The organism is Amycolatopsis sp. WGS_07 (genome assembly GCF_045278895.1).
In the GTDB taxonomy this organism is placed as follows: domain Bacteria; phylum Actinomycetota; class Actinomycetes; order Mycobacteriales; family Pseudonocardiaceae; genus Amycolatopsis.
Map to the genome: position 1 here is coordinate 6186594 of NZ_CP136053.1, position 25432 is coordinate 6212025.

Below are 25432 nucleotides of genomic sequence, written 5' to 3' on the forward strand. Positions count from 1 at the left end.
ACCCCCGCTCCGGCGCGGCAGGCACCCCGCAGCGCGGCGGCGGCGAGCGATGCGGTCGGGGACTGGTCCCGCGCGTCCTGGCTAGCTTTCCGGCATGGGCGAACGACCATCCACCAGAGCAGCCACCACTGCACTGGTACTCAGCATCCTCGGCTGGCTCGTGTTCGCCGGGACCTACCCCGGCCGAAGTCCCGGCGGCAGTTTCGGCGACGCCGTCTACTACCAGCCGTTCACGGTGCTGGGGCCGCTGATCCTGCCGCCGCTCGCGATCGTTTTCGGGCACCTCGGAATGCGCCGATCCGGAGGCCGTCGCCGGGCGACCGCGGCGCTCGTGCTCGGGTATCTGCTGCTGGTCGTCGAGGCGGCACGATTCGCTGGCATGGGCTGAATCGAGTCGCCGCTCGGACATGACCCGATTCGTTGCCTCGACGTTTCAGCGGCGAGAACGGCGTTGCCCGCGGAACGAGCCTGTCCGGCCACCCGATCGTGGAGCTTCGTTTTCGCAGGTCGAAGCGGTCCGGGTACAGCTCGGGGCCTTGCCCGTTCCTGCTGTCAATGCTGCCCTTGCGTAGCCAACTGAGACGTAGATCTCCACCGTTGGGGTGAAATCTGCTCGGTCGGGCAGCTTACGCTCTTACGGCGCGTTACTTATTGAGAAACATTCACTTCGGTCCGGACAGGTTCGCGACCGGGTAACGAAGGAGGCGCCGTCGTGGAAACCGAACCGCAGGTCGTCCGCGCGACGATCATCTTCGGGCTGCGCACGTTCGGGTCCGTCCCGCTGCCGGTGCGCGCCGATCTGGAGTACGACCCGGCGGATCCGTTCGCGGTGTCGGTCGGCTACCACGCCGGCGGCGGGGTCGTGCGCTGGCTCTTCGGGCGCGACCTGCTCGCCGACGGCCTCCTCGCCCCGGCGGGCGACGGAGACGTCCAGGTGCGCCCCGCCGCCGACGACAGCCGCGTGCTCGTGGAATTGAACGCCCCGGACGGCTCCGCCGTGCTGGAGGCGGCGGCGAGCGAACTCGCCGACTTCCTCGACCGCACCTACGACGAGGTCCCGGTCGGCGACGAGGACCGCTGCTTCGACTTCGACGAGGAACTGGCGAAGCTCGCCCTGCGCGACTGACGGTCCACAGTGGACTGAAGCCGCGCGAGGCGGCACCGGCGAACGGTCGCGGCGCGGATGCGCTTTTCCGTCGCGGTGGCACCGGCGAAGAGGCGCGACGTGCGTGCGCCGTCTCGCCGCAGTGGCGGGGGCGAACAGCGGCAGCGCGAATAAAGGCTCAGCTGAACGGGAACGAATTCCGTTGCCCGGCGAGAGAATGCGCGAGAAGGCACCGCACGGCGAGACCGATCGCGACAAGAGGCAGACCCCGCCGTCCTCCCCCGGATGAGGCGAATCGAGCCGCCCGCGCATGAACGATCGGTGAACGAAACCCCGGCAAGACCCCGTCATCGCGCACCCCCCGAACAGGCGGACTCAGCCTCCGCCTGAGTGAACGCCCTCGTCACGCGGGTTGACCGCACTGGCAGAACGCGTACGGTTTCCAGTGTTGGCTGTTGTCCGGAACCACACTGCGGTCAGCGCCCCAAGCAGATCTCTGCGAAAGGAGCGCAGCGCATGACTCTCCACATCCCGGCGGTCAGCACGCCGGAGGACCTGACTGTCCGAGCGGCCCGGCAGGCGGACGCGATCCACCTCGCCCCGGTCGGCGACCTCGACGCGGCCACCGCGCCCGTTTTCGCGGCGGCGGTCGCGCCCTTGACCGGACCGGTGGTCGTCGATCTGTCCGGCGTCGCGTTCCTGAGCTGCGCGGGCGTCCGCGCCCTGCTCGACGCGCACGAGCGGATCCCGTCGTTCACCGTCGTGCCCGGTCCGGCGCACGCGGTCCGGAGGTGTCTCGCGGTGACCGGCGCGGACGAAATCCTGTGCGTGCGCGAGACCGCCGCCGCCTGATCGAGCGAGTTTCGCCGCCGCCGCGCACGGGTAGGCCGCCGACATGACGATCGAGACGAACCGCGTTCCGCAGCTCGAACTGAACAACGGCGTCCGGATTCCGCAGTTCGGCCTTGGCGTCTTCCAGATTCCGCCGGAGGACACGGCGGCCGCGGTCCGGGAGGCGCTGGAGGCCGGATACCGGCACCTCGACACGGCGCAGATGTACCGCAACGAAGAAGGCGTCGGGGCGGGCATCCGCGATTCCGGCGTGCCGCGCGAGGAAATCTTCGTCACCACGAAGCTGGCGAACGACGCGCAGGGCCACGACAACGCGATCAACGCGCTGGAGGGCAGCCTGCAGCGGCTGGAGCTGGAGTACGTCGACCTGTACCTGATCCACTGGCCGTTGCCGAAGCAGGACAAGTACGTGGCCACCTGGCACGGCTTCGAGGAACTGCAACGGGCGGGCAAGGCCCGCGCGATCGGGGTGTCGAACTTCCAGATCGCGCACCTGGAACGGCTGGCCGCCGAGTCGGCGACGGTGCCCGCGGTGAACCAGATCGAGCTGCATCCCGCATTGCAGCAGCCGGAACTGCGCGCGTACCACGAGGCGCACGGCATCGTGACCGAGGCGTGGAGCCCGCTCGCCCAGGGCGAGGTGCTCGACGATCCGCTGCTGGCCGAGCTGGCCGGAAAACACGGCAAGTCTCCCGCGCAGATCGTGCTGCGCTGGCACGTCCAGCTCGGCAACGTCGTGTTCCCGAAGTCGTCGTCGCCGAAGCGGATGCGGGAGAACATCGACATCTTCGACTTCTCCCTCAGCGACAGCGACCTGGACGTCCTCAGCGGGCTCGACGAGGGCCGCCGGACCGGCTTCGACCCGGACACCTTCGACGGCTGAACCAGATCGCCCGGTCGTCCGTGTCTCCTGCAGGAAGGAGGCAGCGTGCGACTGTCCTGTTTCGTGGTGCCGAGCGACATCGACGACCTCGGCGCGCCCAGCGGCGGCAACACCTACGACCGCCGGGTGGCCGAGCGGCTGCGGATACCGCTGCGGCCGGTCGGCGGGGCCTGGCCGGACGGCGACCGGCGCCAGCTGGACCAGGTCCTCGCCGAGGTGCCCGACGGGGAGAAAGTGCTGCTCGACGGCCTGGTCGCCTGCGGAGTGCCGGACGTCCTCGCCCGGCACGCGGACCGGATCGGGCTGGCGGTCCTGGTGCACCTGCCGCTGGCCGACGAGACCGGACTGGACCCAGACCGGGCGGCTGACCTCGACGTTCGCGAGCGGAAGGCCCTCCAGCTCGCGCACCAGGTCATCGTCACCAGCCCGGCCGCCGCCCGCGCTGTCGAGCAGCGGCACGGCCTCGGCACCGTCCACATCGCACCGCCCGGAACCGATCCGGCCCCGCGAGCGACCGGGACCGACGGAGTGTCCCAGCTGATCTGCGTCGCCGCGGTGACCCCGCGCAAGGGCCAGGACATTCTCCTGAGCGCACTGTCCCAAGTGGACGGACTGAACGTGGATTTCGTCGGCTCTCGCACCCGGAATCCGGCCTACGCCAACGGCTTGAGCCATCCGCGAGCCCGCTTCACCGGCCCGCTGTCCGGGCCAGCGCTCGAAGCCGCGTACGACCGGGCGGACCTGCTGGTTTTGCCCTCGCACGCGGAGACCTACGGCATGGTCGTCACCGAAGCGCTCGCGCGCGAGATTCCGGTGCTGGCCTCGGACGTCGGCGGCGTGCCCGACGCGCTCGGCTACGCACCAGAGCTGCCGGGAATGCTCATCCCGCCCGGCGACCCTACAGCGCTGGCGGCAGCGCTTCGAAGCTGGCGCGACGACCCGGACCTGCGGAAACGGCTGCGTGCTGCGGCTGCCGGACGAGCGCGCACACTAGAGGGATGGCCCGCCGCAGCGGCGAGGTTAGGCGGGATCTTGGCTGGTCAGGTGGTGCGGTGATGAAGTGGCTGCGACTGCTGGCCGGGGCGGCCCTGATCGCCGCGCTGTGGTGGCGGCTCGGCACGGGTGCGTTCGCCGGTGGCCTGCGTGCGCTGGGGCCGGGGCCGATCGCGACAGCCCTGGTCATCGGGGTCGTGACGACGCTCGCGAGTGCCGCGCGCTGGCAGCTGGTCGCGGCGCGGCTGGGCTTGCAGCTGCCGTTCCGTGAGGCTGTCGGCGACTACTACGGCGCGCAGTTCCTCAACGGCGTCCTGCCCGCTGGCGTGCTCGGCGACGTGCACCGCGCGGTGCAACACGGCCGACGGTCTGGCGACGTCGGCCGGGGAGTGCGGGCGGTCGTGCTCGAACGTGCCGCCGGGCAGGCCGTGGTGGTGGTCGCCGGTCTGGCTGTCGTGGCCTTCCGGCCGGAGCTGCTGCCGCGTCAGGTGCTCATCTGCCTGGGGATCGTGACTGCGGCGCTGGTGGTCGTGGCGGTGGTGCTGCGGCGACGGCTGCGGGAGGTCTGGGCCGCCGACATCCGGAGCGGCGTGCTCGAAGCGTGGCCCGGCGTCACCGGGTGGTCCGTGCTGACGGTGGTGGGGCATCTGACGCTGTTCGTGGTCGCCGCGCGGGCGGCGGGCGCGACCGCGCCGTTGAGCGTTCTGCTGCCGCTTCTGGTGCTCGCGCTGCTGGCGATGGGGATGCCGCTGAACGTCGGCGGGTTCGGTCCGCGCGAGGGCGCCGCGGCGGTTTCCTTCGCCGCGGCGGGGCTGGGTGCGGAGCAGGGCGTGACGGTGGCGGTCGGCTACGGCGTGCTCGGTCTGGTCTCGACGCTGCCCGGCGGAGTGGTTCTCGTGCTCCGCCGGATGATCCGGCGGCCGGGCCCGCAAGCCCGGCCGGTATCGTCCGGCCGGTGGCGGCGGCTTTTCGGGGGATTCGGCGACGGTGGTTCGCGGCGCTGGCCGTCGTCCCCGTTCTGGCCGTGTCGGCCTGTGCGGCTTCGGACGCGGCGATCAGCCGGGCAGGCGACGTCGTGCACACCGCCGCCGGCGCCGTCCGCGGCAGTGTCGCTCCCGATCACCGGCTCTTCCAAGGCATCCCGTACGCGGCCGCTCCGGTCGGCGAGCGGCGCTGGCAGCCGCCCGCCCCGGTCGAACCCTGGACGGGGGAGCGGGACGCCACGAAACCAGGGCCCCGCTGTCCGCAGGCCGCCGACGGAGCTGTGACCAGCGAAGACTGCCTCTATCTGAACGTCTGGACGCCGCCGGCCGGGCACACCGGGCGGCCGGTGCTGGTGTGGCTGCACGGCGGCGCGTTCCTCACCGGCGGCGGCGACCGGTACGGCGCCGCCCGGCTCGTCGAGCGCGGCGACGCGGTGGTCGTCACGCTCAACTACCGGCTCGGCGCGCTCGGTTTCCTCGCCGATCCGTCGCTCGGCCCGGAGCCGGGGAACTACGGCTTCCTCGACCAGCAGCAGGCGCTGCTGTGGGTGCGCGACAACATCGAATCCTTCGGCGGCGACCCGAACCAGGTGACCGTCGCGGGGGAGTCGGCGGGCGGGATGTCGGTGTGCGACCACCTCGTCGCCCCCGGTTCGCGCGGGCTGTTCCGGGCCGCGATCATCCAAAGTGGACCGTGCCAGGCGCAGGCGACGCTGGCCGCCGCCGAACGCAAGAGCGTCGAGTACGCGGCCGCGCGCGGCTGCACCGACCGCCGGACCGCCGCGGCATGCCTGCGGAAACTGCCGCCCGGGAAACTGCTGACCGCCCCGGGGTACGGCTCGATCGCGGGCATCGAGATGCCCGGGCCGGTCACCGGCGGGTCCGTGCTGCCCGCCAAGGTTCCCGCCACGCCGGTGCCGGTCCTGCTGGGCACGACACACGACGAGTTCACGTACTTCCTCGCCGAACAGGCGGCGGCTGGCCGCGAAGTCACCCGGCACAGCTACCCGCAAGCGCTTGCGAGCGTGTTCCCGAACGCCGCCGCCGTCGCTCGCGAGTACCCGGTGGATGCGTTCAGCGGCAACGCTTCTCTCGCGTACGCGGCGGCTGTCACCGACTGGGCGTTCGCCTGCCCGACCGCGCGGCTCGGCAGTTCGCTGCCGTCGGTGTCGACCTACGAGTTCAACGACCCGACGTCCCCGGCCGCCGCCGCGCTGCGGGCGCCGTTCCCGCTCGGGGCCACGCACACCGCGGAACTGCCGTACCTGTTCGATTTTGACGGTCGGCCAACAGCTTTTACCCCGGCGCAGCAGCGACTGGCGGACCGGATGGTGGACGACTGGACGGCGTTCGTCCGGGGCGGCCCGACCGGGCAGGCGGTGGCGTACCGGCCGGGCGGCGCGCAGCCGTTGACCGGGTTCGCGAAAGATCACCACTGCGGCTTCTGGGCTTCTCTACGCTGACCGCATGACCGTGCGTGTCGAAGACCTCGACGAAGCCCTCGCCTGCGTTGCCGCCGTTCTCGGGCCCGTCACCGACGGCGACTGGACGCGTCCGGCAGGCGATCTGGACTGGGATTGCCGTTACACCGCAGAGCACCTAGGCGACACGCTGCTGTCCTACGCCGCGCAGGTCGTGAGCCGCCCAGCCGACCGTTACGTGCGCTTCCTCGCCAAAGCCGACGCCGACGCGTCCCCTGCCGAGTTGCTCGAATTCGCTCTCACCGGCGGCCGTCTCCTCGCCGCCGCGGTCCGGGCCAGCCGGCCGGACGAACGCGCCTACCACCCGACCGGACGCTCCGATCCGGCCGGTTTCGCCGCGATGGGCTGCGTGGAACTCCTGCTGCACGGCGACGACATCGCCCGCGGCCTCGGCGTCGCGATCGACCCGCCGCGCGACACGTGCGCCCGCGTCGTCGCGCGGCTTTTCCCCGAGCAGGAGCCGATTCCCGACGCGTGGGAAGCGCTGCGCTGGTGCGCGGGCCGGATCGACCTGCCCGGACGGCCGCGGCGGACCGGCTGGAAATGGCAAGGCAGCCCGCTCGAGGACCGTTCGATTCCCGAGGAGTGAACACGGCTGCCCGCGGGATGGTCACATCCGGTAGTCTTGACCACCAGGTCGAGAGGCGCTGCAACGGACCGGTGGTCCGCCACGCTCGGCCGGCACCACCATCCCCAAGGGCGCCTCCGTGGACTCATGCGGAGGTGGCGATGACCCAGAACCTGCGGAACCTGCTCGACCAGCGCGTCGTCGTGCTCGACGGGGCCTGGGGCACGATGCTGCAGGGCGCCGGGCTCGCTCCCGAGGACTACCGGGCGGACTGGCTCGAAGGGCACGAGAAGGACGTCACCGGCGACCCGGACCTGCTGAACCTCACGCGGCCGGACGTCGTGCTCGACGTGCACCGCCAGTACCTCGCCGCGGGCGCGGACATCACCACCACCAACACGTTCACCGCCACCAGCATCGGCCAGGCCGACTACGGCCTGCAGGACCGGGTGCGCGAGATGAACCTGCGCGCCGCGGAACTCGCGCGCCAGGCCGCGAACGAGTTCGACAACCGCTTCGTCGCCGGGTCGATCGGGCCGCTCAACGTCACGCTGTCGCTGTCGCCGCGCGTCGAAGACCCGGCGTACCGCGCGGTCACCTACGAGGACGTCAAAGCCTCGTACGCCGAGCAGATCAAGGCGCTCGCCGACGGCGGCGTCGACCTGCTGATGATCGAGACGATCTTCGACACCCTGAACTGCAAGGCCGCCATCACCGCGGCCCGCGAGGTCGCGCCGCACCTGCCGCTGTGGATTTCGGTGACCATCGTCGACCTGTCCGGGCGCACCCTGTCCGGCCAGACCGTCGAGGCGTTCTGGACGTCGGTCGCGCACGCGCGCCCGATGGTCGTCGGCGTCAACTGTTCGCTCGGCGCCGCCGAAATGCGCCCGCACGTGGAGGAACTGGCGAAACTCGCGGACACCTACACCGCGTGCCACCCGAACGCGGGCCTGCCCAACGCGTTCGGCGGCTACGACCAGACGCCCGAGGAGACCGGCGGCATGCTCGGCGAGTTCGCCGGGGCCGGGATGGTCAACATCGTCGGCGGCTGCTGCGGCACCTCGCCCGCGCACATCGCGAAGATCGCCGAGGCGGTCAAGGGCCTCCCGCCGCGTCCGGTGCCCGCGCACGAGCCGAGCACCCGGTTCTCCGGGCTCGAGCCGTTCAAGATCGGCGCGGACACCGGGTTCGTGATGATCGGCGAGCGCACCAACGTCACCGGTTCGGCGAAGTTCCGCAGGCTGATCGAGGCGGGCGACCACCAGGCGGCGGTGGACGTCGCGCTGGAGCAGGTCCGCGGCGGCGCGAACCTGCTCGACGTCAACTTCGACGCCGACCTGCTCGAATCCGAGCAGGAGATGACGACCTTCCTCAACCTGATCGCCACCGAGCCCGAGGTCGCGCGCATCCCGGTGATGATCGACAGCTCGCGCTGGAGCGTGCTGGAGGCCGGGCTGCGCTGCGTGCAGGGCAAGGGCGTGGTCAACTCGATCAGCCTCAAGGAGGGCGAGGGCCCGTTCCTGGAACAGGCCCGGCGCATCCACGACTACGGCGCCGGCGTCGTGGTGATGGCCTTCGACGAGAAGGGCCAGGCCGACACGGTCGAGCGCAAGGTCGAAATCTGTTCCCGCGCTTACGATCTGCTCACCCGTGAGGCGGGTTTCGCGGGCGAGGACATCATTTTCGACCCGAACGTGCTCGCCGTCGCCACCGGCATCAGCGAGCACAACGGGTACGCGAAGGCGTTCATCGAGGCGCTGCCGCTGATCAAGGAACGCTGCCCGGGCGCGCACACCTCCGGCGGCATCTCGAACCTGTCGTTCTCCTTCCGCGGCAACAACGTCGTGCGCGAGGCGATGCACTCGGCGTTCCTGTTCCACGCCGTGCGCGCCGGGCTCGACATGGGCATCGTCAACGCCGGCCAGCTCGCGGTGTACGAGGACATCCCGAAGGACCTGCTGGAACTGGTCGAGGACGTCCTGTTCGACCGCCGCCCGGACGCCACCGACCGGCTGGTCGAGTTCGCCGAGACGGTCAAGGGCAGCGGCACCAAGCGCGTCGTCGACCTGTCCTGGCGCGAAACGCCGGTGGCCTCGCGGCTCTCGCACGCGCTGGTGCACGGCATCGTGGACTTCATCGAGGAGGACACCGAGGAGGCCCGGCAGCTGTTCGACCGGCCGCTCGAGGTCATCGAGGGCCCGCTGATGGACGGCATGAAGATCGTCGGCGACCTGTTCGGCTCCGGGAAGATGTTCCTGCCGCAGGTCGTGAAGAGCGCGCGGGTGATGAAGCGGTCGGTGGCCTATCTCGAGCCGTACATGGAGGCGGAGAAGGAGAAGATGAAGGCCGAGGGCCGCATCGACACCTCCCGCGGCCAGGGCAAGGTCGTGCTCGCCACGGTGAAGGGCGACGTGCACGACATCGGCAAGAACATCGTCGGCGTCGTGCTGGGCTGCAACAACTACGAGGTGATCGACCTCGGCGTGATGGTGCCCGCGGCGAAGATCCTCGACACCGCGGTGGCCGAGCACGCGGACGTCGTCGGGCTGTCCGGGCTGATCACGCCGTCGCTGGACGAGATGGTGTCGGTCGCGCAGGAAATGCAGCGGCGCGGGCTGAAGCTGCCGCTGCTGATCGGCGGCGCGACCACGTCGAAGCAGCACACCGCGGTGAAGATCGCCCCGGCGTACGACCACACGACGGTGCACGTGCTCGACGCGTCGCGGGTGGTCGGCGTGGTGTCCGACCTGCTCGACACCGACCGCGCGGACGCGCTCGACACCGCAAACCGCGCCGAGCAGCAGCGGCTGCGCGTCCAGCACGAAAACCGGCACGCGACGCCGATGCTGACGCTCGAACAGGCCAGGGCGAACGCCGAGAAGGTGTCGTTCGACGAGATCCCGACGCCGGAGTTCACCGGCGTGCGCGTGGCCGAGCCGTCGATTCCCGAACTGAGGGAGATGATCGACTGGCAGTTCCTGTTCCTGGCCTGGGAACTCAAGGGCAAGTACCCGGCGATCCTCGACCAGCCGGTCGCGCGCGAGCTGTTCGACGACGCGAACCAGCTGCTGGACGAGATCATCGAGAACGGCTCGTTCACCGCGCGCGGCGCGTACGCGTTCTGGCCCGCGCACTCCGAGGGCGACGACATCCTGCTCGACGGCGAGTATTCGGACTGGAAGTTCCCGATGCTGCGCCAGCAGACGCAGAAGCCGGACGGCCGCGCGAACCGGTGCCTGGCCGACTACATCGCGCCCGCCGGTTTCGGCGACCACCTCGGCGGGTTCGCCGTCGCCATCCACGGCGCGGAGGACCTGGCCGCGCGCTACGAGGCCGAACACGACGACTACCGGGCGATCATGGTGAAGGCACTGGCCGACCGGCTGGCCGAGGCGTTCGCCGAGTTCCTGCACCTGGAAGCCCGCCGCCGCTGGTTCGAGCCGGACGTGCAGCCGGACCTGGCGGACCTGCACGCGGAACGCTTCCGCGGCATCCGCCCCGCACTCGGCTACCCGGCGAGCCCGGACCACAGCGAGAAGAAGGACCTGTTCGCGCTGCTGGGCGCGGAGGAGCTGGGGATCGGGCTGACCGAGTCGTACGCGATGACCCCCGCGGCGGCGGTGAGCGGGCTGATCTTCGCGCATCCGGACTCGCGGTACTTCACGGTCGGCCGGCTGGGCCGCGACCAGATGGAGGACTACGCGGCTCGGCGGGGCGAGGAACTGTCCGAAGTGGAGCGGTGGCTGCGGCCCAATCTGGCTTACTGAGCCTCTTTTCGGGGCGCGGTGCCCGGAGGTCCGTGAAGGGCCCCTTGAGGGAATCAGATTCCCGTGCCGGGGCTTGAGCGGCGTGGCTTCACGCCTGTGGACCGTCCACAAAGGACGCCAGGGCCGCCGAATTGCCCGATTGATGCCCGCATGACCGTATCCGAAGGTCCGTGAGGGGAACCCTGAGGGAATCAGATTCCGTGAAGGTGCCCCTCACGGACAGCCGGATTCGCGCCCGCCACCTGTCGGCCCGCCAAGGGGTTCGCCTGGGCGGGCGGGACTCAGCCGCACCGATAGCGTCGCCTTAAGTCCCTGGCAGGGGAACCAGATTCCCGCGGCCGTTTGCGGACTTCTGCGGCGGTCTCGTCAGGACAGGAACTCGGCGAGCCGTTCGGTGTCGCGCAAGTACTGCTCGTACGGAAACCCCGACTTCAGCAAGGCCTCGCGCAGCTCGTCCCGCAGCGGCTTCCCAGTCTCGTGGAAAGCGGTGCGGCCCGCGTCGGTGAGGGTGACCAGCCGGCGTCGGGCGTGGTCGGGGTCTTGGCGCACCTGCACGAGCCCGGCCGATTCCAGCGGGCGCAGCGCGCGGCTGATCGCCGGGTCGGACACCGACATCGCCTGCGCCAGCTGATGCTGTGTCGCGGGTTCGATGTCTTCCACCGTGCCCAGCAGGCGGAGCTGGCTGTAGGTCAGCCCGTCTGAATCGTCCGCGCGTTTCCGCGCCGCTTCGCCCAACAGGAACACCACTCGATGCAGCGCTTCGGCAAGTCCGTCGTCCACGGGAGCGAGCCTACCAGGAGTGTTGACGAGTTAATATTAACTATGCAAGACTCATCGGCATGGAGATCCCTTACGTCGCTCAGACCCTGTTCCCCCTCGTCTGGCCGCTGATCGCGGTCGTCGGTGCGCTGATCCGCACCCGCAAGAACCCCTCGCCGCAGGCCCGGCTCGAAATCTGGCAGCGGTGGTGGGCCGTCGCCGCGCTCGGGTGCGGCAGCCTGTGGATGGTCCTCGCCTTCCTCGGCGCGCCGGGCGTGATGGCCGACGTGATCGGGTTCGCGCGCTCGCCGTTCCAGTTCGAGATCGCGTTCGCCAACCTCGGGCTCGCGGTGATGGGCTTCCGCGCCGCCTCGTCCTCGGCTACCGCGCGGGAGCGCATCACGATCGGCCTCGGCGCCGGGATGTTCCTGTGGGGCGCGCTGATCGGCCACGTGTACCAGTGGTTCGCGAACGGCGACCACGCGCCGGGCAACACCGGCGGCGTCCTGGTCTGCGACCTGCTGTTCCCGGCGATGGTGATCGTCTTCGCCCGCCGCGCGCAGCGGCTGGCCGCGGTCAAGGAGCCGGCGCTGGTCTAGCCGGCCTGCGCGGCCTGGCGGCGGGGTTTAGTTTCGACGCCGTGGCGAGACTCAGTATGGTCCGATTCGGACTGGTCGCGGGACTGGCGGTGCTCGCGGCCGGGGCAGTGGTGCTCAGCGTGGCGGCGTCAGCCTGGTGGTGGTTCCTGGCGGCGCCGTTGCTGGCGTTCGCGGCGACCGGCGGATACGACGTGACGCAGCGGCGGCATTCGGTCCTGCGGAACTATCCGGTCATCGGACATCTGCGATTCTTGCTCGAAAGCATCCGGCCGGAGATGCAGCAGTACTTTGTGGAACGCAATTTCGACGGCCGTCCGTATGACCGTGACGTCCGGTCGATCGTCTATCAACGGGCCAAGGGCACTGCCGCGGAAGAACCATTCGGCACCGAGCGCGACGTGTATGCCGAGGGGTACGAATTCCTTGTCCCGTCGCTTGCGCCCGTGCCGGTTCCGGAGACCGCGCCGCGGGTCCGGGTCGGCGGGCCGGACTGCACGCGGCCGTATGACATGGCGTTGCTGAATGTGTCCGCGATGAGCTTCGGTTCCTTGTCCAGCAACGCGATCCTCGCGCTGAACCAAGGTGCCGCGCGCGGCGGTTTCGCCCACGACACCGGCGAGGGCGGGCTCTCGGAGTACCACCTGCGCGGTGGTGGCGACCTGATCTGGGAAATCGGCACCGGCTATTTCGGTTGCCGGACTTCGGAGGGTGACTTCGATCCTTCGACCTTCGCCGACAAAGCAGCGCAGGACGCAGTGAAATGCGTTTCGCTGAAGCTTTCGCAGGGTGCTAAGCCCGGAATGGGTGGGGTGCTGCCGGGCACGAAGGTCAACGCGGAGATCGCCCGGGTACGCGAAGTGCCGATGGGGGAGACTGTGGTTTCCCCGCCGTATCACCGGGTCTTCTCGACTCCTCGCGAACTGGTGCTCTTTATCGCGCGGATGCGGGAGCTGTCCGGCGGGAAACCGACCGGATTCAAGCTGTGCGTCGGTTCGCGGGTGCAGGTGCTGGCGGTGTGCAAGGCGATGCTGGCCGAAGGGGTGACGCCGGACTTCATCGTGGTCGACGGTGCGGAAGGCGGGACGGGCGCGGCTCCGCTGGAGTTCGCGGACCACCTGGGCACGCCGCTCACCGAGGGCCTGCACACTGTCCACAATGCACTCGTCGGCACCGGGCTGCGGGACCGGATCCGGCTCGGAGCGAGCGGAAAAGTCGCGACCGGCGCGGACGTGGTGAAGCGGCTGATCCAGGGCGCGGACTACACGAACGCCGCGCGGGCGATGATGTTCGCGGTCGGATGCATCCAGGCGCAGCGGTGCCACACCAATAAGTGCCCGGTGGGAGTCGCGACGCAGGATCCGCGCCGGGGACGGGCGCTGGACGTGGCGGACAAGACCGAGCGAGTGCGGCGCTACCAGGAGGCGACGGTCGCCTCGGCGATGCGCATCATGGCGGCGATGGGGGTTTCGGAACCAGGAGCGTTGACGCCGGACTTGCTGCGGCGGCGGGTGGATGCGCGGACGGTGCTGTCCTATGCGGAGTGGTTCGACTGGCTCGAGCCGGGGGAGTTGCTGGCGGAACCGCCTGACGGGTGGGCGAAAGAGTGGGCGGCGGCGGATCCGGACCGGTTCGCTTGAGTCCGGACAGTTTGCTCGATGTCCGTGAAGGACTCCTTGGGGGAATCTGATTCCCTCAAGGAGTCCTTCACGGACCTCTGGGCCCGTCTTGCCCGGCCGGTGCGCGTTGGCGGGCAGCGCTGCCGAGAACCCATTGGGCGCATCTGACGCACCGGATGCGGCGTTGGGTGCGTGGGATGCACCCAACGCCACATTGGGGTCGCGGCAGGGCGGCGGCGTCGAGTTGGCCTGCGGGCGGAGTGAGCCGTCGGCAAGGCGGGGCGATCGCTTCGGCGGGGCGGGCCCGGATCGCGTTGCGGCGGCAGCGGGGTTCTGGACGTGTGGTCCGGTGCGGGCGCGGAGCCGGGTTTCAGGGGATCTTTTTGGGTGTGTGGTCCGCCGTGGGCGGTGGGCTCTCGATCAGGGCTGCGGCGCGGCGGCGTTCCGGGCGTGTGGTCCGCCGTGGGACATGCCGGGTCCCGGGCAGGCGTCGTCGCGAGCGGGTGCGGTCCGGACCGGCTGATGGCGGAGCGGGGGCGCGGCCGAGCGGCGGGGCCGGGGTGCGGCCGACCGGGGGTGCACTGGCGATCCGTCCGCTGATCGGGCACGATCGGCAATCGTGGCTTCGGGAGACGGGCAGGACGTGGGCGACCTCGAGGTTTCCGTCCGGTGGCGGGGACCGGCGGCGGTCGTGACCGTGGGCGGCGAAATCGATCTGGTCACCGCGCCGGAACTCGGCGAGTTCGTGGGCGGGGTGCTCGAGCGCGAGCCCGGGGTGCTGGTCGTCGATCTGCGGGCGGTCGATTTTCTCAGCTCGTCCGGGCTGCAGGTGCTGGCCGGCGCGCATCGCAAGCTCGACGCCGGCGCGCTGCGGGTGGTGAGCACGTCGTCGATCACCTCGCGGCCGTTCACGACCACCGGGCTCGACGAGTGGATTTCGCTCTTCCCGTCGGTCGACCAGGCGCTGGCCGGGGTGGCCGGAGCGGGCGGTTGACCGTGGACGTGCAGGAGGACACGCGCGCGCTGAGCTGCCACGGCATCGTGGCCGAGCCCGGGGCGTTGCGCGCGTTGCGGCATCGGCTGCTGGCGTGGGCACTGGAGTCGGGCATTCCGGACGACCGGGCGCACGACATCGTGCTCGCCGGGTATGAGGCGCTGGCGAACGTCGCCGATCACGCGTATCCGGGGGAACCCGGGCTGGTGGATCTCGACGCGGTGTGCCGGCCGGACAGCGTCGAGGTCGTGATCGCCGACCACGGGGAATGGCGTCCGCCCAAGGAGGCCGAGGACGATCCGGTTTCCGTGCGCGGGCGCGGGTTGCTGCTGGTGCAGGCGACGGCTGACCGCGCGGACGTGCGGACCAGCGCGGACGGCACGGTGGTCACGTTGAGCTGGCAGCTCGGTTAGCTCACCGGTTCGGCGGCGCGGCGGCGGAGCAGGTAGCGCTGCACTTTGCCGCTCGGGTTGCGCGGCAGGTCCGAGATGAACTCCACCCGGCGCGGGTATTTGTACGGCGCGGCAAGGGATTTCGCGAAGTCCTGGAGTTCTTTCACCTTCGCGTCGTCACCGGCGACGCCCTCGTTGAGGACCACGTACGCGGCGACGATCGAGCCGCGAGCCTCGTCTGGGGCGGCGACCACGGCGCACTCCAGCACGTCTGGGTGGCGCAGCAGCACCTCTTCCACCTCGGGGCCGGCGATGTTGTAGCCGGACGAGACGATCATGTCGTCGCTGCGGGCGCGGTAGTGGAAGTAGCCGTCGGAGTCGCGGACGTAGGTGTCGCCGGTGAGGTTCCAGCCGTCCTCGACGAAGACGGTTTGCCGGTCGTCGGCCAGGTAGCGGCAGCCGGTCGGGCCTTGGACGGCGAGGCGGCCCGGGGTGCCGTCGGGGACGGGGCGGCCCTCGTCGTCGACGATCTGCGCGCGGTAACCCGGTACGACGCGGCCGGTCGCGCCCGGGCGGGCGTCCTCGTCGGCGGCGGAGATGAAGACGTGCAGCATTTCGGTGCTGCCGATGCCGTCGATGAGCCAGTGGCCGGTGGCCTCGTGGAAGTCGGTCGCGACGGACTCGGGCAGCGCCTCGCCCGCCGACACCGCGCGGCGCAGGCCGGATAGCAGCGGGCGGCGGTCGGACGCCAGGATCGCCCGGTACGCGGTGGGCGCGGTGAACAGGACTGTCACGCGGTGCTCGGCGACGAGGTCGGCCAGTTCGGTCGGCGTGGCGCGCTCGACGAGCAGCGTCGCGGCGCCGGCGTGCAGCGGGAACACCAGGAGGCCGCCGAGGCCGAAGGTGAACGCGAGCGGCGGAGTGCCGCAGAACAGGTCGGTTTCCTGGGGTTTGACCAGGTGCCGGGAGAACGTGTCGGCGATCGCGAGCAGATCGCGGTGGAAGTGCATGGTCGCCTTGGGGCGGCCGGTGGTGCCCGAGGTGAAGGCGAGGAGGGCGACGTCGTCCGCGGCGGTGTCGACGTCCTCGAACGTTTCGGGGCGGGTAGCGCAGCGGGCGGCGAGGTCGTCGGGGCTGTCGCCGCCGTAGGGGATGAAGGGGAGGTCGAAGGACTGCAGTTCCTCCGGGTACCGGTGGTCGCAGAGGGCGATGACGGGGGTGCTGGCTTCGACGATCTTCGACAGCTCGTGCGCGCGCAGCATCGGCATGGTGGCGACGGCGACCGCGCCCGCCTTCAGCACGCCGAGCCAGCACGCGGCGAGCCATGGGGTGTTCGGCCCGCGCAGCAGCACGCGGTTCCCCGGTACGACGCCCTGTGCGGTGAGTTCGTGCGCGATTTGGTTCGCGCGGGTCAGCAGGTCGCGGTAGGACCAGGATTCGGTGGGGGACAGGAGCGCGGGACGGTCGGCTCCCCAGCGCGCGATCGTGTCGTCGAGCAGGCGCGTGGCCGCGTTGAGCCGGTCGGGGTACTGCAGTTCGGGCAGGTCGAACCACAACCGCGGCCACTGTTCGAACGGCGGGAGGTGGTCCCGGCAGAACGTGTCGACATGCGCACTCGGCTGGAGCTGCACCACGTGCCCCCAATTCGGACGACGGCCATTCACGCGTCCAGCTACTGTAATACTTTTTGCGACCGTCAGGAAGGCGCAACATCGGACGGCGCTCGCGGGGGCACGGAGCGCAGTCGTTATGGGCGGAGCTGTGCGCGGAAGGAGGCGATCGGCTTGCGGAGGAGGTCGACGTTTTCGGCGGTGGGGTCGAGCGTGGAGAGGATGCGTTCGAGCCGGTCGAGGTGGTCGTGGTGGGTTTGCCAGTGGGAGGGCGGGACGCGCAGCGTCGACGCGAGGAGATCGCCGGGGTAGAGGTCGCCTTCCCGGAGCGGGTCTTGCTCCAGCATGGCCAGCGCCCGCGGCACGAGGAACGGCACGCCGACGCGCTGGCCGAGCAGCAGGCGGACGTCCTCGGCGGTGAGCAGGGCGATGGGCTTGCGGCGCAAGCGATGCACGGTCTCGATCAGCCGGGTCGCGCCGGTGGGCGGATCGGCCCGGGCGGAGTTTTCGAGCTGCTGCAGCGACAGGGCGGGGCGGTCGGCTCGGTGGGCCAGGGGCGGTCACCTCATTTCCGGCGGACGCGGGCGGTGTTGCGGGAAGTTGGTGCGGGGCCTTGGGGGTCCTGCACCGGAGCGGGCTCGGGCGGGGTGCCCGGGTAGGCCGGGGCGGAAGCGGGTGGCATTGCGGGGGAGTCCGTGCGGGGCCCTGGGCCAGAGCCCCGCACGGAGCCCGTCAGGCGTGGGCGTCCAGGTAGGCCGGGTCTGGGGGCGGGATCGGGACGTCTGGTTGTCCGGCCAGCAGTTGGTTCATCGCGGCGAAGTACGGCGGCGCGGCGACTGTGCCACCGAAGGCGCCGTGGCCGCAGTCGCCTAGGTGGACGGGGGTGCCGGGGCAGATTTCCTGGGGGTGCGGGCCGTCGGCGAAGACCATGGACGAGACGGCGTAGTGGTCGACTCCGCCTACGAACGCGACCGATTCGCTTTGCTGGGTGGTCCCGGTCTTGCCGATGTCGGGGTGCGTCCAGCCGGCCGAGCGGGCCGCGCGGGCGGATGTGCCGATGGTGGTGTCTTGGCTCAGCCCGGCTTCCAGGGTGTTCGCGACGCCGGGCGGGATGACCTGTTCGCACGGTTGCTGGTGCAGGGCGACTGGCTGGCCGTGGCGGTCGGTGACGGACAGGATCGGGTCGGGCGGGCACCACTTGCCGCCGCTCATCAGGGTGGCGGAGACGTTCGCCATTTCCAGTGGGCTGACCGGGCTGTTGCCTAGGGTGAAGGACAGCAGGTTTTGGAAGTACTGCGATTGCGGTTCGTTGTATTGCGGGTTTTTTGACCGGGCGTCGGACGGGTCGGTGATCGGTTTGCTGCCTGCGTCGTTCGTGGCCATCGTGTTGCGCAGGCCCAGTTTTCGCGCCATGTCCAGCACGGCGGGCATGCCGACTTGCGATTCCAGGCCGACGAACGCGACGTTCGGCGACGTCGCCAGGCCCGCGGCCAGCGAGATCGGGTTCGGGTAGCTCGTGCCGTCGTTGCTGACCGGGTAGCAGTGCGTGTACTTGTTCATGTTGGGCGGGTTGAAGCAGTCGCTGAACGGGTTCGGCAGCGGCGTGTTCAACCCCGCCTTCCCGGCCACCATCGCCGCGGCCGAGGTGAAGATCTTGAACGACGAGCCCGCGCCGAACTTGTTGCTCGCGTCGGCCACGATGTTCGTGGACGTCTCGCCCTGGTCCGGATCGGTGCCGTAGTTGCGGTTCGCGACCATCGCGAGCACCTGGTGCCCGTCGGTGCCGGGCTGGACGACCGCGAAGGTGTTGGCGACGCCGTCCTGGGTGGTCGGGACATTCGCGTTGACCGCGTCCTTCGTCACCTGGCTCACGTGCGGGTCCATCGTGGTCTTCACGGTGTAGCCACCGGTGTCGATCTGGTCGGCGGTGAGCCCGGACTGCACGAGGTAGCGCACCGCGTACGCGCAGAAGAACCCGGCGTCCGGGGCCGCGCCGAGACACGTGCTCGACGGTGCTTGCGGCCGGGAACCGCTGAGCCCCAACGGGGTTGCCTTCGCGGCCGCCCCATAGGAGGCCGGGATCGAGCGGGCGGACACCATCGAGTCGATCACCAGATTGCGCCGTTGGAGCGCCTTGTCCGGATGCGTGTACGGGTTGTAGACGTTGGGGTTGTTCACCATTCCGGCGAGCAGCGCGGCTTGCGGCACGGTCAGTTTGTCCGCGGTCGTCCCGAAATACGCTTGCGCGGCCGCGCCGACGCCGTACACCGTGCCGGTGTATTCGACCACGTTCAGGTAGTCGGCGAGGATGTCGTCCTTGGACACGGTCTGGCTCAGCTGCACGGCGATCTTCGCCTCGCGCAGTTTGCGTGCCAGGGAATCCTCCTGATCCCGTTGCTGCGCCGTCTTGTTGTCGCGGTCCACGACGTTCACGAGGTAGTTCTTCACGTATTGCTGCGTGATCGTGGACGCGCCCTGCAGGTTCCCGCCCGAGCTGTCGTGCACCGCGGCGCGCAGCATGCCCTGCGGGTCGACGCCGCCCTCGCTGTAGAACCGGCGGTCTTCGATGTCGACGATCGCGGCTTTCATCGCCGGGGAGATCTGCGCCGCGGTGACCGGAATGCGGTACTGCGAGTACAAAGTCGCGATCGTCCCGCCGTTGCGATCGGTGACCGTGGTGACGAGCGGCGGCTCGGCGTGCACGAGATCCGCGGAGATGGCGTCGACGGAATCGCTGACCTGGTTGGACAGCACGCCGGCTCCGATCGCGACCGGGGCGAACGCGCCCGCGACGAGAATCCCGGCCAGCACGCACAATCCGAGGAGCGGGGCTATCCCCCTGCGATGAGACACGGTTCTCACGTTATGCCCGCTCTCGTGAGAAACCGGTGTGTGCGTCAGGGTGTTTCATCGAGCCAACCTTCCCAGCAGAGCCGAAGCGACCGCGATCGCCACTGCGGTCGCACCCCCTAAGACGCCGAAGTCCGCCCAAAGGTTCTCCGGGGTGCCGATCAATAATCCGCGCAAGGCATCGACTTGGTAACTCAGCGGGTTCACGTGGCTGAGCACCTTGAGCCAGGACGGCATCAGGTTCACCGGATAGAGCGCGTTGGACCCGAAAAACAGCGGCATCGTGATCGCCTGGCCGATGCCCATCAGCCGTTCGCGCGAAAGCACCAAACCGGCGATAACGATGGAAAAACAGCAGAAAAAAGCCGAACCGAGCACAACGGCCACCGCGGCGCCCAGCAGCCGCAACGGGTTCGCGGTGAGCCCGACGCCGAGCAGTGCGGCGAGGATCACCACGATGAACGCCTGCACGAGCGCGCGGATCCCGGCGGCGAATGCCTTGCCCGACACCAATGCGGCGCGCGGCGTCGGCGTGACGAGAAGCTTCGCGAGGACGCCCGCGTCGCGTTCCCAGATGATCTGGATGCCGTAGAAGATGGAGATGAACAACGCGGACTGGGCGAGGATGCCGGGCGCGAGATAGTCGAGGTAGGGCACCGGACCGGTCGGGATCGCGCGCAGCCGGGTGAACGTTTCGCCGAAGATGAGCAGCCACAGCGCGGGCTGGATCGCCCTGGTGAGCAGTTCGGTCTGGTCGCGGCGGAGTTTCTGCAGTTCCACCAGGCACATCGCACCGGCCCGGGAGAACAGCACGCGCAGCTGCCCCAGCGGGCCGGGGTCAGCCGAGACGGCGGGCGGTGCGGCGAGCGGTGCGGACATCGCGGATCCCTCCTGCGTCGAGCGCGTTCCCGGTGACGGCCCGGAACACGTCGTCCAAAGTGGACTCCGGGCCGAGCCCGGCTTCGAGGTCGGCGGGCGTGCCGAGCGCGCGGATCCGGCCGGTGTGCATCAGCGCGACGCGGTCGCAGTACTGTTCGGCCTCGTCCATGTAGTGGGTGGTGACGAGCACGGTCATGCCGGTCTTGACGCGGATTTCGGAGATCCGCTCCCACACTGTCGAGCGCGCCACCGGGTCGAGTCCGATGGTCGGCTCGTCGAGGATCAGCAGCCGGGGCGAGCTGACCAGCGCCTGCGCGAGTTCCAGCCGGCGGATCATGCCGCCGGAGTAGCGGCCGGCCGGGCGGTCCGCGTCGTTCTCCAGCCCGACCAGTTCCAGCGCCTCGCAGACCTGCGCGGCGCGCTGGGCTCGCGGCACGTCGAAGAGCCGGGCGAACAGGGCCACGTTCTCGCGGCCGGTGAGGGAGCCGTCGGCGGAAAGCTGTTGCGGGACATAGCCGATCAGCCGGCGCACGGCCATCCGGCGGCGGGCGACGTCGAGCCCGAAGACGGTGATGTGGTCCGCGGTGACGGGCAGCAGCGTCGTGATCATCCGGATCGTGGTGGTTTTCCCGGCTCCGTTCGGGCCGAGGAGGCCGAAGACTTCGCCGGGCTCGATGGCGAGGTCCACGCTGTCGACCGCGACAGTGGTGCCGAAGGCGTGGCGCAATCCGGTGCAGCGGACTGCTGGTTCGCTCATGCGGTGTCCTCCTTGAGTGCTTCGGTGAGCCGTTCGAGGGCGGGCAGCGCGGCGACGATGGCCGAGGTGTCCTCTTCGGACAGTTGGGCGAGCGCGGTGGAAACCAGCCCGATCCGGGCGCGCCGCCAGGTGGCTATCCGTTCGCGAGCCGCGTCGGTGAGCTGCAGTCGAGCCGCGCGGCGGTCGGCAGGGTCGACTTCGCGACGCAGCAGACCGGCCTCGGTGAGCGCGTTCACGAGCGTGCTCACCGAATTCCCGGCCAGGTTCAGCTCCCGGGCCGCCGCCGCGACGCCGATGCCTGGGTTTCGGTGCACCACGCGCAGCAGTTCCACTTGCGAGCCCGGCAACGGTCCAGGCAATTCGGCTCGCACGCGGCGGCGTACGACGCGGCGTACGCCCAGCACAGTGGTGAGGACGCGTTCGGCGAGGTCGATCCGGGGTGCGGGCATGCCGCCAATTTAGCTCTGACCCAGAGCCATTAGCAACGCTAAATGTCTTGTTCGCCGGAAGCCTGCTGGTTTATCCCTGGTGGAGGAGAAGAGCGATGCCCAGCGCGATCATGGTCGCCGCGATCACGCCGTCCAGGATCCGCCAGGCCGCGGGCCGGGCGAACACGCCGGACAGCTTGCGCGCGCCGAGCCCGAGCGAGCTGAACCAGACCGCGCTCGCGACCACCGCGCCGATGCCGAAAAGCCAGCGGCCGTCGCCGTGTCCGGCCGCGACGGAGCCGACGAGGAGGACGGTGTCGAGGTAGACGTGCGGGTTGAGCCAGGTGAGCGCGAGGCAGGTGAGGAGAGTGCGCTTCGGCGAGGTGAGGTCGGCGGGGGAGACGGTCAGCGCGCCCGGGCGGAAGGCGCGACGCGCGGCGAGGATCCCGTATCCCACCAGGAAGAGCCCGCCGACGATCGCGATCGCCTTGATCGCCGACGGCCACCGCTGCAGCACCGCGCCGATCCCGCTCACGCCCGCGGCGATGAGGACCGCGTCGGACAGCGTGCACACGAGGATCACCGGCACGACCAGACCGCCGCGCAGTCCTTGGCGGAGCACGAAGGCGTTCTGCGCGCCGATGGCGACGATGAGGGACATCCCGGTGCCGAATCCAGCGGTGAGGGCAGCGATCACGCCGCCGACGTTAGAAGGGCTGGCGAGCATTATTCCAGGTAAAGATTATGAACTAAGATAAGCGATCGTGATGTCCGATCTTCCGCTCGACCAGGTCCGCACGCTGCTGGCGGTGGTGGACGAGCAGTCGTTCGACCGCGCCGCGGCGGTGCTGCACGTGACGCCGCCCGCGGTGAGCCAGCGCGTGAAGGCGCTGGAACAGCGGATCGGCCGGGTGCTCGTGCTGCGGTCGAAACCCGTGCGGCTCACCGAATCCGGCGAGGTGCTGGTGCGGTTCGCGCGGCAGCTGACCCGGCTCGAAGCGGACACCCGCGCGGAACTGGGCCTCGGCGGTCCGGGCCGTCCGGCGACGCTGCCGATCGCGGTCAACGCGGACTCGCTGGCCACCTGGTTCCTGTCCGCGCTCGAGGAGGTGCCCGCCGAGCCGCCGGTGTCGTTCGACCTGCGCAGCGACGACCAGGACCACACGACCGCCCTGCTGCGCGAGGGCCTGGTGATGGCCGCGATCACGGCGACGCCGCAGCCGGTCCAAGGCTGCACGGTCAGCCGTCTCGGCACGATGCGGTACCGGGCGGTGGCGTCGGCGGAGTTCGTCCGCCGATGGCTGGACGGAGGCTCGCTGGCCGAACGGCTGCCGGGCGCGCCCGCGGTGTTGTTCGACCGCAAAGACGACCTGCAGGACCGGTTCTTGCGCCGGCTGACCCGGCGCAAGCTGCCGAGCCGGGTCCGGCACTACATCCCGGCGTCAGTGTCCTTTGTGGACGCGGTGGCGGCCGGGCTCGGCTGGGGGATGGTGCCGGAACTGCAGTTGTCCGGGCGGGAGCTGGTCGATCTGGCACCGGAGCGGGCGGTGGACGTGGCGCTGTATTGGCAGCAGTGGAAGCTCGACTCGCCTTCGCTGGCTGTGGTGGCGGAGGCGGTGGGGAGGGCGGCTGGACGGGCGCTCGGGCCGTAGGGCTCAGCCCTGCGCGATCGGCCAGAGGTCGTCGTTCAGCAGGCGTTTCACGATCTTCCCGGTGGCGTTCCGCGGCAGCTCCGGCACGAAGTACACGTCGCGCGGCACCGCGAACCGGGCGAGTTTCTGGTGGATGTAGTGCCGGACGTCTTCCGCGTGCATGCGCGCGCCGTGGCGGAGGACGACGTATGCGGCGAGGCGCTGGCCGAACTCGTCGTCCGGGACGCCGACCACGGCCGCGTCCGAGACGCCCGGCAGTGCGGCCAAGGCCTCCTCCACCGGGCGCGGGAACACGTTCTCGCCGCCGGACACGATCATCTCGTCGGCGCGGCCGGTGACGAACAGCCTGCCGGACGCGTCCTGGTAGCCGACGTCGCCGGTGGCCATCAGGTCGTGGGCGCGGGCGACGCTGGACCCGTTGGTGTAGCCGTCGAACAGCATGTCGTTGCCGACGAAGATCTGGCCCTCGTCGCCGGGCGGGACGGGGCGGCGGTCCTCGTCCAGGATCGCGACCTGGGTGCCCGGCGGGCAGCGGCCGGCGGACGTCGGGGCGGCGCGCAGGTCGGCCGGGTCGGCGATGCTCGCCCACGAGACCTCGGTGGAGCCGTAGAAGTTGTAGAGGACGTCGCCGAAGGTGTCCATGAACGAGGTGACGAACGCGCCCGGCATCGCCGACCCGCTGCTCGCCACGATCCGCAGCGACGACAGGTCGTACCGGTTGCGCACGCGTTCGGGAAGGTCGAGGATCCGCTGCAGCATGATCGGCACCGCGAACAGCGCGTCGCAGCGGTGTTCGGCGATCGTGCGCAGCGTCTGCTCCGCGTCGAACCGGCGGATCAGCGACAGCTCCGCCCGCAGCGCCATGCCCAGCTGCATCGCGGCCAGCCCCCAGCTGTGGAACAGCGGGGCGGCCACGGCGATCTTGTCCCTCGCCCGCAACGGGATCCGCGACAACACGGTCGCCGACGTGCTCACGCCCTTCGGCGTCGGACGGCGCGCGCCCTTCGGGGCCCCGGTGGTGCCCGAGGTCAGCACGACGATCCGGCCCTCGCGTTCGCTCGGCTTCGGCCGGGTCGCCGGCGCGTCCTGGAGCAGTTCGTCGAGCGTGCGGTAGCCCTCCTCGGCGTCGTCCCAGGTGCTCACGCGCGGGAATTCGCCGGGCACCGACGCGATGATCGGCGCGAACTCGTCGTCGGTCAGCACCGCGGCGGGCGGATGCTGGGTGAGCACCTCCTCGACGGCGGCGGGGGAGAGGCCGGTGTTGAGCAGCACGACGTCGGCGCCGAGCTTGCTGCATCCGACGAACGCCTCGACCATCGCCGCGTGGTTGCGGCACATCAGCGCGACCCGCGAACCGGCCTTGACCTCCAGTGCGGCCAGCGCGTTGGCCAGCCGGTTGCTGCGCTCGTCGATCTCGCCGAAGGTGCGGGTGTTGCGCTCGTCGTGCACCGCGATGTCGTCGGCGCCGCGCGCGGTCGCGGCGAGGTAGCCGCCGGCCAGTGTCGCGCCCCAGCGGGCGAACGAACTGAGCTGCTTGACCACTTTGTCCGGCCGTCCCGCGGCCAGCACGCCCGCGCGGACCAGCGTGTTCGCCGTGCGCAGGGCGGTGGCCGGCTCGTGCTCCGGCGGGTCGCCCGGGAGCCCGGACAGCTGCTGGCCGATCCGCTTCGCCAGCTGTTTGAGCAGGCCTTTCACCGTGCCGCGGGCGAGCAGGCCGGAGTGTTCCGGGGGCAGCGACGGGAGCATCATCCGCAGCACGATCTCGGTGCCGCCGCGCGGGACCGGGCGCAGTTCGACCGACACCCAGGTCCGCTCGTCCGGGAGCCCGCACCAGACGACGTGCTCGCCCGGCCGGTACACCGCCGCGTGGACGGTGCCCTCGACCATGGTCTCCCGGTCCGGGGCCAGCCGGATCAGGCAGTGCGGCCCCCGGCCCCGTTCGGCCGGCACGGTGACCTCGCACCAGCTGATCGCCGGCACGAACCTCGGGTACAGCTCGGGGCTTCCGACGATCTGCCATACCTGCTCGGGCGAATGCCCGACCACGGCACTCGCCTCGACTACATCGTCTCGCATCGCGATCCGCCTCGCCGCCGCACGCGTGTGGGCTCCCCGGTCCTTCCCGGACGCGTGTTCAGGTTGCGGGGACGCTACCAGGCAAGAGTCGTCCGGGGTACTCCGAAGGACGGGAAATCCAACTGGGTGGGAATTTTCTTCCGGCGTTCCCCCGCCGGTGACGGACGCGACCGGGCGGGTTCCGGCGC

General features: G+C 70.3%; 22 protein-coding genes, 1 pseudogene and 1 riboswitch. Of the genes and pseudogenes, 14 read left to right on the top strand and 9 right to left on the bottom strand.

Features of this window, described 5'->3' with window-relative positions; genetic code table 11:
- The first annotated feature begins 94 nt into the window (after window positions 1-94).
- The 9 genes and pseudogenes from RPX00_RS29260 to metH all read left to right on the top strand — a co-directional run bounded on the left by RPX00_RS29260 (window position 95) and on the right by metH (window position 10632).
- On the top strand, window positions 95-388 hold the full coding sequence (locus tag RPX00_RS29260; protein WP_406630170.1) for a hypothetical protein: 294 nt from the start codon (window positions 95-97) through the stop codon (window positions 386-388).
- 324 nt (window positions 389-712) lie between these two features.
- The gene (locus RPX00_RS29265; RefSeq protein WP_378311148.1) at window positions 713-1126 is read left to right on the top strand and encodes an SsgA family sporulation/cell division regulator; all 414 of its coding nucleotides are present in this window, start codon (window positions 713-715) and stop codon (window positions 1124-1126) included.
- A 495-nt stretch (window positions 1127-1621) separates the two neighbouring features.
- Entirely contained in the window at window positions 1622-1957 is a 336-nt protein-coding gene (locus RPX00_RS29270) for an STAS domain-containing protein (protein ID WP_406630172.1), read from the top strand.
- Window positions 1958-2000: 43 nt separating this feature from the next.
- Window positions 2001-2840 carry an aldo/keto reductase gene (locus RPX00_RS29275; RefSeq protein WP_406630173.1) on the top strand — a complete coding sequence of 280 codons (840 nt, stop codon included), beginning with the start codon at window positions 2001-2003 and terminating at the stop codon, window positions 2838-2840.
- 45 nt (window positions 2841-2885) lie between these two features.
- Window positions 2886-3896, top strand: coding sequence for a glycosyltransferase family 4 protein (locus tag RPX00_RS29280; protein WP_406630175.1), 1011 nt, complete (start codon window positions 2886-2888; stop codon window positions 3894-3896).
- A pseudogene (locus RPX00_RS29285) lies at window positions 3896-4705 on the top strand (lysylphosphatidylglycerol synthase domain-containing protein); the annotation flags it as partial. The gene RPX00_RS29280 and the pseudogene RPX00_RS29285, both read left to right, overlap by 1 nt.
- A 152-nt stretch (window positions 4706-4857) precedes the next feature.
- The gene (locus tag RPX00_RS29290; protein WP_406630177.1) at window positions 4858-6279 is read left to right on the top strand and encodes a carboxylesterase/lipase family protein; all 1422 of its coding nucleotides are present in this window, start codon (window positions 4858-4860) and stop codon (window positions 6277-6279) included.
- A 4-nt stretch (window positions 6280-6283) separates the two neighbouring features.
- Window positions 6284-6886, top strand: a complete 603-nt coding sequence (locus tag RPX00_RS29295) for a maleylpyruvate isomerase N-terminal domain-containing protein (RefSeq protein ID WP_406630179.1) — start codon at window positions 6284-6286, stop codon at window positions 6884-6886.
- A 44-nt stretch (window positions 6887-6930) separates the two neighbouring features.
- Window positions 6931-7009: riboswitch (S-adenosyl-L-homocysteine riboswitch) on the top strand.
- A gap of 17 nt (window positions 7010-7026) precedes the next feature.
- Complete coding sequence (gene metH, locus RPX00_RS29300; RefSeq protein ID WP_406630181.1) at window positions 7027-10632, top strand: methionine synthase; 3606 nt, start codon at window positions 7027-7029, stop codon at window positions 10630-10632.
- A 366-nt stretch (window positions 10633-10998) separates the two neighbouring features.
- Here metH and RPX00_RS29305 read toward each other — a convergent pair whose 3' ends face one another.
- Complete coding sequence (locus RPX00_RS29305; protein ID WP_406630183.1) at window positions 10999-11412, bottom strand: MarR family winged helix-turn-helix transcriptional regulator; 414 nt, start codon at window positions 11410-11412, stop codon at window positions 10999-11001.
- Between the two features lie 59 nt (window positions 11413-11471).
- On the opposite strand from RPX00_RS29305, the gene RPX00_RS29310 reads away from it, so the two are divergent.
- The 4 genes from RPX00_RS29310 (at window position 11472) to RPX00_RS29325 (ending at window position 15013) form a co-directional block, all read left to right on the top strand.
- A complete protein-coding gene (locus tag RPX00_RS29310) occupies window positions 11472-11990 on the top strand; it encodes a DUF6790 family protein (RefSeq protein WP_406630185.1) in 519 nt (172 codons plus the stop codon).
- A gap of 41 nt (window positions 11991-12031) precedes the next feature.
- The gene (locus RPX00_RS29315) at window positions 12032-13627 is read left to right on the top strand and encodes an FMN-binding glutamate synthase family protein (RefSeq protein ID WP_406630187.1); all 1596 of its coding nucleotides are present in this window, start codon (window positions 12032-12034) and stop codon (window positions 13625-13627) included.
- 598 nt (window positions 13628-14225) lie between these two features.
- A complete protein-coding gene (locus tag RPX00_RS29320) occupies window positions 14226-14600 on the top strand; it encodes an STAS domain-containing protein (protein ID WP_406630189.1) in 375 nt (124 codons plus the stop codon).
- Window positions 14601-14602: 2 nt separating this feature from the next.
- Window positions 14603-15013 (top strand): ATP-binding protein, encoded by a 411-nt coding sequence (locus RPX00_RS29325; protein ID WP_406643130.1) that lies wholly within the window; start codon window positions 14603-14605, stop codon window positions 15011-15013.
- Here RPX00_RS29325 and RPX00_RS29330 read toward each other — a convergent pair.
- From RPX00_RS29330 to RPX00_RS29360, 7 genes are all read right to left on the bottom strand, one after another.
- Window positions 15010-16623, bottom strand: a complete 1614-nt coding sequence (locus RPX00_RS29330; protein WP_406643132.1) for an AMP-binding protein — start codon at window positions 16621-16623, stop codon at window positions 15010-15012. The two genes, RPX00_RS29325 and RPX00_RS29330, sit on opposite strands and share 4 nt — an antisense overlap.
- A gap of 116 nt (window positions 16624-16739) precedes the next feature.
- Window positions 16740-17156, bottom strand: a complete 417-nt coding sequence (locus RPX00_RS29335) for a contact-dependent growth inhibition system immunity protein (RefSeq protein ID WP_406643133.1) — start codon at window positions 17154-17156, stop codon at window positions 16740-16742.
- Between the two features lie 178 nt (window positions 17157-17334).
- Window positions 17335-19455 (bottom strand): transglycosylase domain-containing protein, encoded by a 2121-nt coding sequence (locus RPX00_RS29340; RefSeq protein ID WP_406630191.1) that lies wholly within the window; start codon window positions 19453-19455, stop codon window positions 17335-17337.
- 54 nt (window positions 19456-19509) lie between these two features.
- On the bottom strand, window positions 19510-20331 hold the full coding sequence (locus tag RPX00_RS29345; RefSeq protein WP_406630193.1) for an ABC transporter permease: 822 nt from the start codon (window positions 20329-20331) through the stop codon (window positions 19510-19512).
- Window positions 20291-21088, bottom strand: a complete 798-nt coding sequence (locus tag RPX00_RS29350; protein ID WP_406630195.1) for an ABC transporter ATP-binding protein — start codon at window positions 21086-21088, stop codon at window positions 20291-20293. The genes RPX00_RS29345 and RPX00_RS29350 overlap by 41 nt, the downstream gene beginning before the upstream one ends.
- A complete protein-coding gene (locus RPX00_RS29355) occupies window positions 21085-21537 on the bottom strand; it encodes a MarR family winged helix-turn-helix transcriptional regulator (RefSeq protein ID WP_406630197.1) in 453 nt (150 codons plus the stop codon). The genes RPX00_RS29350 and RPX00_RS29355 overlap by 4 nt, the downstream gene beginning before the upstream one ends.
- 70 nt (window positions 21538-21607) lie before the next feature.
- Window positions 21608-22243, bottom strand: a complete 636-nt coding sequence (locus RPX00_RS29360) for a LysE/ArgO family amino acid transporter (protein ID WP_406630199.1) — start codon at window positions 22241-22243, stop codon at window positions 21608-21610.
- 40 nt (window positions 22244-22283) lie between these two features.
- Between RPX00_RS29360 and RPX00_RS29365 the strand changes: the two genes are divergently transcribed.
- The gene (locus RPX00_RS29365; protein WP_406630201.1) at window positions 22284-23168 is read left to right on the top strand and encodes a LysR family transcriptional regulator ArgP; all 885 of its coding nucleotides are present in this window, start codon (window positions 22284-22286) and stop codon (window positions 23166-23168) included.
- Between the two features lie 3 nt (window positions 23169-23171).
- On the opposite strand, the gene RPX00_RS29370 is transcribed toward RPX00_RS29365, so the two are convergent.
- Window positions 23172-25244 (bottom strand): AMP-binding protein, encoded by a 2073-nt coding sequence (locus RPX00_RS29370; protein WP_406630203.1) that lies wholly within the window; start codon window positions 25242-25244, stop codon window positions 23172-23174.
- Window positions 25245-25432 lie beyond the last annotated feature (188 nt).